Annotated in this window: 10 protein-coding genes; 1 reads left to right on the top strand and 9 read right to left on the bottom strand. The window is 61.7% G+C overall.

The genetic code is table 11. The annotated features are described in order from the left end of the window. Positions 1 to 85: 85 nt before the first annotated feature. From HMPREF3162_RS06665 to HMPREF3162_RS06640, 6 genes are all read right to left on the bottom strand, one after another. A complete protein-coding gene (locus HMPREF3162_RS06665) occupies positions 86 to 718 on the bottom strand; it encodes a histidine phosphatase family protein (RefSeq protein ID WP_070777372.1) in 633 nt (210 codons plus the stop codon). Then, positions 718 to 2124, bottom strand: coding sequence for an MFS transporter (locus tag HMPREF3162_RS06660; protein WP_083318934.1), 1407 nt, complete (start codon positions 2122 to 2124; stop codon positions 718 to 720). Before HMPREF3162_RS06660 ends, HMPREF3162_RS06665 begins: the two co-directional genes overlap by 1 nt. A 2-nt stretch (positions 2125 to 2126) precedes the next feature. Further along, entirely contained in the window at positions 2127 to 3206 is a 1080-nt protein-coding gene (locus HMPREF3162_RS06655; protein ID WP_070777370.1) for a phosphotransferase family protein, read from the bottom strand. Continuing rightward, on the bottom strand, positions 3200 to 4453 hold the full coding sequence (locus HMPREF3162_RS06650) for an acyl-CoA dehydrogenase family protein (RefSeq protein ID WP_070777366.1): 1254 nt from the start codon (positions 4451 to 4453) through the stop codon (positions 3200 to 3202). Before HMPREF3162_RS06650 ends, HMPREF3162_RS06655 begins: the two co-directional genes overlap by 7 nt. 1 nt (position 4454) lies before the next feature. Further along, positions 4455 to 5114, bottom strand: a complete 660-nt coding sequence (locus tag HMPREF3162_RS06645; RefSeq protein ID WP_371089266.1) for an SDR family oxidoreductase — start codon at positions 5112 to 5114, stop codon at positions 4455 to 4457. A 131-nt stretch (positions 5115 to 5245) separates the two neighbouring features. Further along, positions 5246 to 6883 carry a class I adenylate-forming enzyme family protein gene (locus HMPREF3162_RS06640; RefSeq protein WP_070777363.1) on the bottom strand — a complete coding sequence of 546 codons (1638 nt, stop codon included), beginning with the start codon at positions 6881 to 6883 and terminating at the stop codon, positions 5246 to 5248. A 133-nt stretch (positions 6884 to 7016) separates the two neighbouring features. On the opposite strand from HMPREF3162_RS06640, the gene HMPREF3162_RS06635 reads away from it, so the two are divergent. Next, on the top strand, positions 7017 to 7658 hold the full coding sequence (locus HMPREF3162_RS06635) for a TetR/AcrR family transcriptional regulator (RefSeq protein WP_070572663.1): 642 nt from the start codon (positions 7017 to 7019) through the stop codon (positions 7656 to 7658). A 3-nt stretch (positions 7659 to 7661) separates the two neighbouring features. On the opposite strand, the gene HMPREF3162_RS06630 is transcribed toward HMPREF3162_RS06635, so the two are convergent. Genes HMPREF3162_RS06630 through HMPREF3162_RS06620 form a run of 3 tightly spaced genes read right to left on the bottom strand, consistent with a single transcriptional unit; the run spans position 7662 to position 12231 of the window. Next, complete coding sequence (locus HMPREF3162_RS06630; protein ID WP_070777356.1) at positions 7662 to 9542, bottom strand: ABC transporter ATP-binding protein; 1881 nt, start codon at positions 9540 to 9542, stop codon at positions 7662 to 7664. Next, on the bottom strand, positions 9535 to 11259 hold the full coding sequence (locus tag HMPREF3162_RS06625; RefSeq protein WP_070777347.1) for an ABC transporter ATP-binding protein: 1725 nt from the start codon (positions 11257 to 11259) through the stop codon (positions 9535 to 9537). Before HMPREF3162_RS06625 ends, HMPREF3162_RS06630 begins: the two co-directional genes overlap by 8 nt. A 3-nt stretch (positions 11260 to 11262) precedes the next feature. Further along, entirely contained in the window at positions 11263 to 12231 is a 969-nt protein-coding gene (locus HMPREF3162_RS06620) for a COX15/CtaA family protein (RefSeq protein WP_070777345.1), read from the bottom strand. Between the last annotated feature and the right edge of the window lies 1 nt (position 12232).

Below are 12232 nucleotides of genomic sequence, written 5' to 3'. Positions count from 1 at the left end.
CGGTGAGAAATTTCTCACCGGCCCCGCTGTTCTGTGTCTGCCCGATCTGTGCTCTTAACGTACACGGCAGCGGGCGGTTGGACTCCTAGCGGTAGGTCAGCAGTCTGCCGGTGCAGTGGGCCGTTTGGTTGAAGCTCACGAGGTTCACGCCCTGTCTGCCGGCAGCGAGGGTCGTCACACCGGTGTTGGCGGCAACCCGGCACAGCTTCACCCACGTTTCGACTGTGCCGTCGATGAGCGCGGTCGCCAGCTGCGAGATCACTCCGGCGGAACTGAAGACAACGCTCGTGCCCGGCACAGCCGCAAGCTCAGTCAGCGCCTCGTCGGCTGCGCGAGCGAACTCACGGTAGGCGCTGCGATGCTGCGCTTCGGTGGCCCACAGGCGCATGCCGACTTCGATTCTCTTCTGGAACTCTGTCGCCGAAATGATGTCGTCTGAGTAGCCCGCCAGGCTCAGCAGACAGTCGCTGTCGTATTCATTCCAGCGTGCATCTGCTGTCACATCGGCCGTCCAGCCGGCGGCCGATTTCGCCAGTTGCGCGGTGTGCGTCTGCCTTTCGAGGCTGCCGGTGATGATCCGCGCTGGTTCAGCCGGAAGATGCTCACGTAAGTAGGCGCCGAGCGCCGTGGCCTGTGCGCGGCCGACTTCGGAGAGCCGATCGTACACCGGCTCTCCGAAGCTCGCCTGTCCGTGACGGACCAAGAGGATGGTCGGCATCAGATTCTGTTGAGGTCGATGCCCTTGGTCTCGGGCATGATGAGCACAGCGATGAGCGTGGAAACACACAGTGCAACGATGTACGCGCTTGAGAGCCACGCCATGTTGATGTCGATTGCCAAAGCGTTGAGGTACGGTGCCGAACCGACGAAGACTGCGACAGAAACGGAGTAGGCGAAGCCCAGCGCCTGTGTGCGGTACTTGGTGGGGAAGGCCTCGGACATGACGGAGGCCAGAAGCGCGCCGGACATGGCGACGACCACCAGCGACACCGTCGAAGCAACCAGCAGAGTCCACGGTTCCGAGCTGATGAGCATCATCATCGGGAACTGGAGGACCATCATGCCGATCGCGAAGCCGAACAGCACCGGCTTGCGGCCGACTTTATCGGAAAGCAGACCCCACAGCGGCAGAGCTGCCAGCGCAATGGTCTGCGATACGCACACCACGAGGTATGCCTGGGCCGGTTCCATTCCGTGCTGAGTGATCGCATAGGTCGAAACATAGGAGCTCCAGGTGTAGTGCGCAGCCGTAATGCCTGACACGAAGGCGATGATGAGGATGACCGTCTTCCACACCGCGTGCGTTGTGACGGGATGCGGTGCATCTGCGGGTGTTTCGGCTGCTGCGGATCTGACGGTGTCAGCGGCAGGGTGTGCGAGATCAGCCGCGTCGGCCGGGACGTCGTCATCGGAACTTTCGAAAACCTCGGATTCGAGCATTTCGCGGCGCATCCAGAGCACAACGAGAGCGAGCACACCGCCTGCGAGGAACGGCAGACGCCAGCCCCATGCCGAAACTGCTTCATCCGAAAGCACCGTGGTGAGAACCGTTCCGACGATATAGGCGAGGACCGATCCGGCGAAAATGGCGATGAAGGGAATTGATCCCCACATGCCGCGGCGTGCGGCGGGTGCGATCTCAGCGACGTAGGTGTTCGCCGCGGCCGACTCACCGCCGTGGGCAAAGCCCTGGACAATGCGGATCGCCAGGAGAAGAGCCGAAGCGCCGATGCCGATTGCGGCGTAGGTGGGCATGATTCCAATTGCGAATGATCCCGCGGCCATGGTCAGCATTGTGACCAGCAGAACGAACTTGCGGCCCTTCTTGTCTGCCAAGCGGCCGAAGACGAAACCGCCCAGAGGCCTAGCCAAGAACCCGACTGCGAATACCGCGAAGGTCGCCAGCAGGGCTGACACGGGGTCGGTCTGGTCGAACATCACCTTGGCGATGAACGGGGCGAAGACCGCATAGGACGACCACTCGTACCATTCGAGGATGTTGCCGACGGTTGAGGCCCGCACCGATTTTCTTGTAGCCCGATCAGCTTTGACACGGGAGGTCGGCAGCGACTGGGGGTACTGGCGAGGTGGTGTGTGAGCCTGCGACGTTGGAGGCTGGGACATGGTTACTCCTCTATGAGCTGTTGCGCTTGATCAAGCAGCGTCAAGACGCCGGTGTCGAGATTCGCCGCGAAGGGATCGTCCGGACGCTCGCCGTTGAGCCACCGGGTGTAGATTGCTTCGGAGAAGATTGCGGCCTTCCACAGTGCCAGCGACATGTACCATTTCAGCGGCGAGACATCGAGGCCCGTGCGATCGGCGTAGCGGCTGATGACCTCGTCGCGGGTGGGAAATGCCGACCCGCGGGTCACGGGTGTCAGCTCCATAATCGTCGGCTCCGCTGATGGGTCGGCATAGGTTGCCACCAGGTAGCCGAGGTCTGCCAGGGGATCTCCGAGTGTTGCCATCTCCCAGTCGAGGATCGCCTGAATCCGAGGCGGAGCTGACTTTTCATACATCACGTTGCCCATGCGGAAGTCGCCGTGGACGACACTGTGACGCTGGGTTGTCGGCAGTGCTGACGCCAGCCTGCGCGCGATCGCATCGACCTGGGGGACTTCACGCTTCGATGTCTGTCCCCACAGGCCGCTGAAACGCTGCACTTGGCGTTCAAGGTACCCCTCGGGCCTGCCGAGAGCGGATACCGGTTCGCAAGACACATCGACGGAGTGCAAGGCAGCGAGTGAATCGACCATCGCCTCGACAGCGATGCGCGGCCCCTCCGGTCCGGCAAAGCAGTCGGGCACCCGGTCGGTGACGACCTCACCGTCGAGGAACTCCATGATGTAGAACGGAACACCGAGGACCGCTTCGTCTTCGCACAGGGCGAGGATGCTGGGAACGGCTATGCCTTCGGGTGCGAGTGCGGACTGGATGCGCGCTTCGCGCTTCATGTCGTGCGTCGACTTCGGCAGCGGAGGGCGCGGTCCGCGGCGCAGAACAAACTGGGTGTCGCCGCGGCGCAGGAGGTAGGTGATATTCGACTGGCCCTCGCCGATTCGCTGCCACGCAACCGGCCCTGAGCCCAGCCGCTGCTCGTCAAGATATTCGGTCAGGGATTCCAGAACGAGCAGCGGGGGAGAGCTCAACTCCTGCGCTTCGGTGCGCGTGGCGACAACCTCGATTCCATCAGGCTGTGTCAGCATCGGGAATCATCCCCATCGCAGGGGCGGAGGGCAGCTGTGCCCTGATCGGGTGCTCCTGCCTGCACTTCTTTTCTGCGGCGGGACGAAGCGCGCCGGGCTATGGCGAACTTGTGGGTCTCAGTCGAGCCGTCGTAGATCCTGAACGGGCGAACCTCGTTGAGGTACTGAATCAGCGGCAGACCGTCGGATACGCCGTCGCCGCCGCAGATCTGCACACAGCGGTCGATGACCCGGTAGACAGCTTCGGAAACATACACTTTCGCAATTGACGACAGGCTGCGGCCGGCTGCTTCGTCCTCCTCCAGCTTCCGTGCTGTCTTCTCAATGAGCGCTGCAGATGTTTCGATGTCGATCTCACACTGCGCGATGAGCTCCTGTGCAAGTCCCAGACGGTAGAGCTTGTCGCCGAAGATCTCCCGCTTCTCCGCCCGATCCAGCGCAATGTCAAGAGAACGGCGGGCCAGGCCCAGCCAGCGCATGCAGTGTGTGAGGCGAGCCGGTCCCAGACGAACCTGGGCATATTCAAACCCCCGCCCCACCGCACCGATGACTGCTGAAGAATCGACCTTGCAGTCGTCGAAGTACACGTGGGGGTGGCCACCGGCAATTGTGGTGTCAACCGTGTGGATGGGCTCACCCACACGCACTCCGGGATTGTCCGCATCGACGAAGAACATGGTGGCGCCCTCGGGGGAATCACCGTGTGCGGGAGTGCGCATCATCGCGATGAAGAACGATGCTTCGTATGCCCCGGAAATGAAGCGCTTGTGTCCGTTGAGCACCCACTGGCCGTCTGAGAACTCAGCACTCGAAGTCAGCGAGTTCGGGTCGGAGCCGGCGCCGGGATGCGGTTCGGTCATAGCGAATGACGAACGCACCTGACCTGCTGCCAGCGGACGAAGATAGCGCTCTTTCTGCTCTTCGTTCGCTACCAGGCTGAGCATGTGCATATTGCCCTCGTCTGGGGCCATGATGTTGAGAACTGCCGGTCCGATGGGGGAGTGCCCGGCCTCTTGGAACAGCACAGGCCAATCGCGCAGCGGAACACCGGCACCGCCGTGCTCTTCGGAGACGTGCACGCTGAGCAGTCCCTCACCGGCTGCGGCATCTTTGAGGCGCTGCAGCTCTTCTGGTTGGAGGGTCTCACCGGGGCGAGGTTCGGCGGGAATGATCTGCTCTCGCACGAAGCTGCGGATTCTTCGGCGCAGCTGTTCGACATTGGGGGTGTGCGTGCTGTGTGCGTTCATGTCAGGCCCTTCCTCCGTTTGAGAGCAGTCCACCGTCGAGGGTGATGACTTGTGAAGTGATCCACGACGAAGAATCGGATACCAAGAACACTACGGTATGTGCGATGTCTTCGGGTGTGCCCAGGCGTTTGAGCGGATACTGCTGGGCGACCTTGTCTTCGCCTTCGGCATAGAGCGCTTCGGAGAACTGAGTTTTCACGACGGCCGGGGCGATCGCGTTGACTCGCACTTCCGGTCCGAGTTCTGCGCCGAGAGTCGTGGTCAGGTGGTTGACCGCGGCCTTGGAAACGCCGTACAGGCCGAGGTTCGGTGACGGTGTTGCGCCTGCGACCGAAGACAGGTTGACGACCCTGCCGCGGTTTTCGCGGAACTTCAGTCCTTCGTGGTGGTAGGCCGCTTGGGTCCAGGCCAGGGTTGAGAGCAGGTTGACTGACAGCACCTTCTCAACGGCTGCCATTTCGAGGTCCACGAGCTTGCCGTAGACGGGGTTGATTCCTGCGTTGTTGATGAGGATGTCGAGTCTGCCGAAGCGCTCGGCAATAGTGTCCAGTACCTGTCTGCGGTGTTCGGGGTCATCTGCTTTGCCCGCAATGCCGATGGCTTTGCCGTCCGTCAGGCTGTTGACTGCCTGCTGCAGCGCGTCGTCCTTGCGGGCTGTCATAACCACCGTCACGCCGCTGCGGGTGAGCTCTTCGGCTATTGCAAGCCGATTCCGCGCGATGCGCCGGTCACAAGGGCTGTCTGCCCTTCGAGTTCGGTGTACACGGTCATGGTGTTCTCCTCGGGAGTGCTTCACCGCAGTGCGCGGCGTTGAATCTTTCCGGTTTCTGTCTTGGGCAGTTCATCGACGATTGTGATTTCTGTCGGGCGTTTAAAGGCCGCTAGGCGTTCACTGCAGAAGTCTCTGAGCTCGCTTGGTTCGGCAGGGGTGTTCGGGTGCAGCGACACGAAGGCGACAACTGTTTCACCGCGGTATTCGTCTGGTTTGCCGATCACTGCGGCTTCGTAGACGGCAGGGTGTTCGTACAGGACGTCTTCGACTTCGCGCGGCCAGACTTTGAAGCCGGATGCGTTGATCTGGTCTTTGAGCCGGTCGACCAGGTAGATCCAGCCGTCTTCGTCCATGATTGCGGAATCCCCGGTGCGCAGCATTCCGTCGACAATCGTTTTCTCTGTGGCTTCCGGGTTGTTCCAGTAGCCCGAGATCACCTGCGGTCCGGCAACTGCAAGTTCGCCTTCTTCGCCCGGCGGCAGTTCGCTTCCGTCAAGTCCGATGACGGCGGCGTCGACATTGGGCAGCGGCACCCCCACCGACAGGGTGCCGCTTGCGCTGTGCACTGGTGCCCTGTGGCCTGGCGGACTGGCAATGATGGCCGAGGTGGTCTCCGTCATTCCGTAGGCCCCGCCGATTACGATGCCGAATTTCTCTGCGAATGCCTCGACGGTGGCCGGGGGAGTGGGCGCTCCGCCGGAGAGCAGCGCTTTTGCAGATGCGAAGTGTTCGCGCTTGACCTCATCTGACTGCAGCAGGGCGTTGTAGACGGTGATCGACGACAGCATGTGGTGGGCGCCGTGCTCGCGGAACGCATCCGCCAGGACATCGGGCTTGGGCCTGTTGGCGAACACGAGCGCACCGCCGTGCAGCAGGGCAGTCGTATTGACGGCGCCGACACCCGTGATGTGGAACAGCGGTGCGGCAGCAAACGTGACGTCTTCGGGCGTCATGGACAGCCACGCGCTGTTCGTCGCAGCAATGTGCAGGAGATTTCCGTGTGTATTCGGTGCGCCCTTGGCCGGTCCGGTTGTTCCCGACGTGTAGACCATGACGGCCACGTCGTTGTGGTTCAGCTGGAGAGGGGGCGGTGCGCTGCCGTCGAACTGTTCGATGAGTGCGCAGACATCGCCGTCGGAAGCAACGTCAAGGCGCTCGGTGCTGGCGAAGACACGGGGGTCGTTGCGGGTCTGGTAGTCCAGGCTCGACGTGGTGAGGATCCACTCAACGTCAGAGCCCTTGCAGAAGGTCCGCGTCTCTTCAAACAGCGTGTCTTCAACGATGACGCCCTTGGCGCCGGAATCGTCTACCAGCCTGCGGAACTCTCGCTGGCGGTACATCGGATTGATGAGCAGAGCGGAAGCCCCGAGTTTCCACAAGGCGAGCAGAGCAAGGGGGAACTGGGGAATGTTCTGCAGCTTCAAACCGACGCAGTCGCCTTTGCCGATTCCCCGCTGCGCTAAGGCCGCAGCAAGAGCATCGGACTTTCTGTCAACCTCCGCGGCGGAGAATACTCGATCGAAGTAGACGAGGGCCGTGTTGTCTGGGTCTCGGGCAACGCGTGCTTTCCACCCTTCCGGTAGATTTGCGTGTTCGACCTCGACGCTTTCCGGGATGTGTTCAGGGTAGAGATGTGTCCATCGCTTGGTGTGCCCCATGACATGCTCCTTCGAATGTCCCGACCGAGCGATCGCTCGGTGTATGAACCCTCACACGGCGAGCCGCGCAATGTCAAGAGTCATTCGCGTGTAAGAGTGTGGGGGATGCCGAATTGCAGAAAGAGGAAGCACGATGGAGGATTTCCAGCCGTCGATAGAAGACGGAAACTGGCGCGCTTTTTACGACACTGTGATGCCGCCGATTCTCCGCGCTGCCCTCAGCTGTTTCGCCGACAAGGGCTTCCACGGCACAAGCATCCGCCAGATAGCCGATCGCGCAGGTCTTTCGGTGCCTGGGCTCTACCACCATTGGAAATCGAAATACGACCTTCTGCTGGCTGTCATTCGCTACGCGATGACTGACCTCGCGGCCCGTTCTGACCTTGCAGAAGAGCAGGCTGGTGCAAGCAGTGCTGAGCAGCTCGACGCATACGTCGAATGCATGGTGCTGTTCCATGCAAAGAACCAGCAGCTCGCCTTTGTGGCAGCCTCAGAGCTTCGCTCGATTCACCCTGATGACAGGCCCGACTACGTTGCTTTGCGCGATGCGCAGCACGCCAGGCTCAGCAGAATAGTCCAACGCGGTGCCGCCGATGGCGAATTCAGCGTGCCCTATCCGCGCGAAGCCGTGACCGCTGTGATCAGCATGTGCACGGGAATCTCCCAGTGGTATCGCGCGGACGGGCCGCTGCGTCCGGAACAGCTGGCCGGACGTTTTCGGCACATAGCACGCGGTGCTGTCGGTGCTGTGCGCTCTGGGTCGGCTGAGCCCTGAGAGCTACTCTTCGCCAAAACCCGCCGCGTGCAGTGACGCGTAGAGGCCGCCGGCGGCAATGAGATCGTCATGCGCGCCCTGCTCGACAATGCTGCCCTTGTCCATGACGACGATGACATCCGCATTGCGGATGGTCGACAGCCGGTGGGCTATGACAATGCTCGTCCGCCCCGCCCGCAGCCTGTTCATTGCCTCCTGCACCAGCACTTCTGTGCGAGTATCGACGTTCGAGGTGGCCTCGTCGAGAATCAGGATCGTCGGCTCGGACACAAAAGCGCGGGCAATTGTGATGAGCTGACGCTGCCCCGCGGAGATGTTGTCTGCGGTTTCGGTGATCATGGAATCCAGACCGTCAGGCAGCTGCGACGTAAAGCGGTCCACGTAGGCGGCCTGGGCGGCCGCTTCGATTGCGCTGGAATCGGCACGATCATTGCCGTAGGCGATGTTGTCCCGTATGGAGCCCTCAAACAGCCACGTGTCCTGCAGAACCATGCCGATAGGGCGGCGCAGATCGGCTCGACTCATGTTGCGAACATCTCGTCCGTCGATCCGTATGCTGCCGGAATCCGCGTCGTAGAAGCGCATGAGCAGGTTGACGATCGTGGTTTTGCCAGCACCCGTGGGTCCCACAACGGCAATTGTCTGACCCGGCTGGGCAGTGAGCGTCAAATCGGAGATGAGCTCCTCATCGGGGCTGTAGGAGAAGCCGACCGCAGAGAACTCGATTTTCCCGTGCGAGGGGGCAAAGGGCTCGACGTCCGTCTGCGGTGTTTCCTCCGGAGCGTCGAGAAGTTCGTAGACGCGCTCGGCACTTGCAGCAGCCGACTGCAGGCGCGATGCCATGCCGCCCAGCTGGCCGAAGGTCTGAGAGAACTGGCGTGAGTACCACACAAAGGCCTGCACAATGCCCAGAGTGATGGCTCCGCCGGCCACGAGAGCCGCCCCCACAATCGCTATTGCGACGAACACGAGGTTCGACACGAATGTCATCGACGGCATGATCGAACCGGACAGAATCTGCGCCCGGAGGCTGGCGGCATAGACTTCGCGATTCGATTTTTCGAACTCTGTGCGTGCCGCCGGAAGCCCGCCGTGTACGCGCAGCAGCGCAATCCCGGTGATTGACTCTTCGACGTGCGCATTGAGTTCGCCGGTTGCGGCCCATTGCCTGCTGAACTGCCGTTGGCTGGGCACGCCGATGAGCGCGAAGATCACACCCGTAATCGGAATTGAGGCAACCGCAATGAGCGCCAGCTGCCACGACAGGGTGAACATCACCGCGAGTACTCCGAAGAAGCTGATGAGTCCCGTAATAATCTGCTGGAGGTTTTCATTGGCAACCTGGGTGACATTGTCGAGGTCGTTGTTCAGCCGGGACAGAACATCGCCCTTGCGCTGCCTATCGGCGTAGGACAGCGGCACCCGGTGCAGCTTTGCCTCAACACGAGCGCGCATATCGCTCATGACGATGTTGACAACCCGGATGCTCACGCGGCCGCCGATGAAGGTGAACAGCGAAGACAGGACGTACACCGCAACACCGACGAGAACGAGTTTGCCGATGAGCCCGAAGTCCAACCCCGCTCCGGGCACGACATCCATCGTGTCGATGATGGGTCCCAGCGATGACTGCTGATCGCGCGCCTGTGCAGCTTCTTCGGCATGCTGCCCAGCCGCGGTCGTCATCGACAGATAGCCTGCAAACACGGCGTCTGTCGCCAGTCCGAAAACATAGGGTGCCGCAATTGTGAGCACTGTGCCGACGAACAGGGTGATGACGGTGATGACCATCGGGGTGCGATGCGGTCTGAATTCGCCGACGAACCGTTTGACCGTGGCCCAGAAGTGAGCGGACTTTTCGTTTGGCGGGGTTTCTTCACTCATGGGCCGCTCCCGTCTGCGATGAGTAGATCTCCCGGTAGACGTCCGAGGATTCCAAAAGCTCGGTGTGCGTGCCGACTGCAACGGCTCGACCTTCATCGAGCACGACGATCTGATCGGCCCGGGCTGCACTTGAGCAGCGTTGGGTGACGACGATCTGGGTGCGCGGACCCATCTGGGCAATTCCGTCCCGCACTCGCGCTTCTGTCTGCGTGTCGAGGGCCGAAAAGGAATCGTCGAAGATCAGGATGGGACTTGGGCGAACCAGCGCCATGGCGATTGCCAGCCGCTGACGCTGACCGCCGGAGAGGTTAGTGCCGTTCTGGTTGACCCGGTACTGGGTCTGGCCTTCTAGCCCCTGCACGTACTCCCACGCCTGGGATGTGCGCAGGGCGCTCTGCACTTGAGCATCAGTGGCACCGGGGTTGCCCTTGCGCAGATTTCCCTCGATCGTGTCGCCGAAAACCTGCGGTTTCTGCGGCACATAGCCGAACTGTTCGCTGCGTGCTTCTGCCGTGAGCTCTTCGGCGGGCACCCCGCCGATGACGACAGAGCCGCTCGTGGGGTCAAGCAAGCCCACGATGAGCTGCATGAGAACGGTCTTGCCGGAGCCCGTGGCGCCGATGATCGCAGTCGTGGTGCCCGGTCGGCAGGTGAACGTGACCGAATCCAGAACGGGCGCCTCGGCACCGGGGAAGCAGAAAGTGACATCGGAGACTTCCAGCAGACCGGGGTGGGAAACGGACTCGGCGGAACCTAAGCGCGTCTGTGCCGGCTCGGTTTCCAGCACTTCCCGGATGCGGCCGGCGGCGACTTCGGCACGGGGCATCATCATGGCCAGGAACGAGGCCATGAGAACGCCCATGAGGATCAGCATGAGGTACTGCGTGAACGCCATAATCGAACCGACATTGCTGGTGCCGGCTTCCACACCGAGCGCCCCGAACCACACAATGGCCATCTCGCCAAGGCCGACAACGAGCATGACCAGCGGAAACAGGGTCACGAAATACTTTCCGACAGTCATGTAGGCGTCCGTCATCTGATCATTGACCCGTTCGTAGCGCTTCTTCTCAGCGTCTTCTTTGACGAAGGCACGGATGACCCGCAGGCCTGAGAGCTGCTGTGACAGAACCGACCCCATAGCGTCAAGGCGCTCCTGCATGATGCGGAAGCTCGGCACCATCCCGCGAATTGCCCACACCATGATCGCCATCAGCAGGACGACAGTAGCCACAATCGTCCACGAAAGCGCAAGGTCCAGAGTCAGCGCCATGATGAGCCCGCCGACGGCCATAAACGGAGCCATGATCGCGATCGACATCGCCATTGTCAGGAACTGCTGGACCTGGCGGACGTCGTTGGTTGAGCGGGTCACCAAACTCGATGTGCCGAACTGGGCGATCTCCTGAAACCCGAACGACGACACCTTGGCAAAGAACGCCGTGCGCATGTGCTGCGCCGCTTTGAGGGAGGCGTAGGCGCCGCAGGCAACCGCGAGGATATTGGTCACCAGCTGTCCGAAAGTCAGAGCCAGCATGGCTGCGCCCAAACGCCACACCACGGCAGTGTCCCCGACGGCAATCCCGTCGTCGATCACGCGCGCATTGAGGGTCGGCAGAGCCAGCGATCCTGCAATCTGCAGGGCTTCAAAGACCAACAGACCGAGAAGCGCAGGCCACAGCGGAAGCGCGAACTTGCGAAAAAGACGCAGAAGCATGTGTCAGGGCCTGCTGTCTGTAGGTTCGAAAATGTCATCTGCCGGGTGAGCAGGTGCATCCTTCCACGAGTAGTTCGACATGATGGCGAACACCGCGGCCATGATCACAAGCGTCAGACCGAACATGTGGACCAAGACAATGCCGATCGGCAGACCGGTGAAGTACTGGACGTAGCCGATCAGACCCTGAACGACCGTGACGGCCAAGAGAAAGTCGATTGCGCGGGCTTGGGGGACAGCGCCTTCTTTTGCTGCGATGACGCGAGCCCACACCGCGGTCAGGACCATCAGCCAGACGGGAAACGCGTGGAAGCGGGCCATCCACACGGTCGGCAGGCCGTTGCGAGCCGATTCGCGGTCGCCCGCGTGCGGCCCAGCCCCGGTGGTGAGGACGCCGAACACGAGGACGACCACGAGCAGTGCCGCGATGATCCACATGAGCGTCCGCAGCTTTGCCGGTCCGACCGCTCTGCGCGGTCCCGGTCCGGAATACACGCGGACAATCAGATACGCGGCAACCGCGACTGATGCGGCAGATGGAATGAAGTGGCTGGCGACAACCCACGGGTTGAGCTTTGTCAGCACCGACATGCCTCCGATGACAGCCTGGACGGGCACAACCATGAGAAGTGCAAAGGCCGACCACGCGAGTTCGGGCCGTTCGCGCCGCCACGGCCAGACCACGATGAGCGCGGCGAGGCAGATGAGACCGAGGACAACGCCCAGGACCCGGTTGCCGAACTCGATGAAGCCGTGAATGCCCATCTCCGGGGTGTTCGTCAGCGATCCGGGCTCGCACATGGGCCAGTCGGAACAGCCCAAACCGGATCCTGTCAGGCGCACGGCCGTTGAGGTGACGATAATGCTCACCTGGGCTAAGAGGACAACCCACGCAGCCACGCGAACTCGGCGGGGAAGCTTTTCACTTCTGTGCGGGGCTGCCGCGGGAGAAACAGAGGCGGAGGTCGACATG

Source organism: Brevibacterium sp. HMSC07C04 (assembly GCF_001815905.1).
GTDB lineage: Bacteria > Actinomycetota > Actinomycetes > Actinomycetales > Brevibacteriaceae > Brevibacterium.
This window is presented reverse-complemented; position numbering and strand designations above follow the sequence as displayed.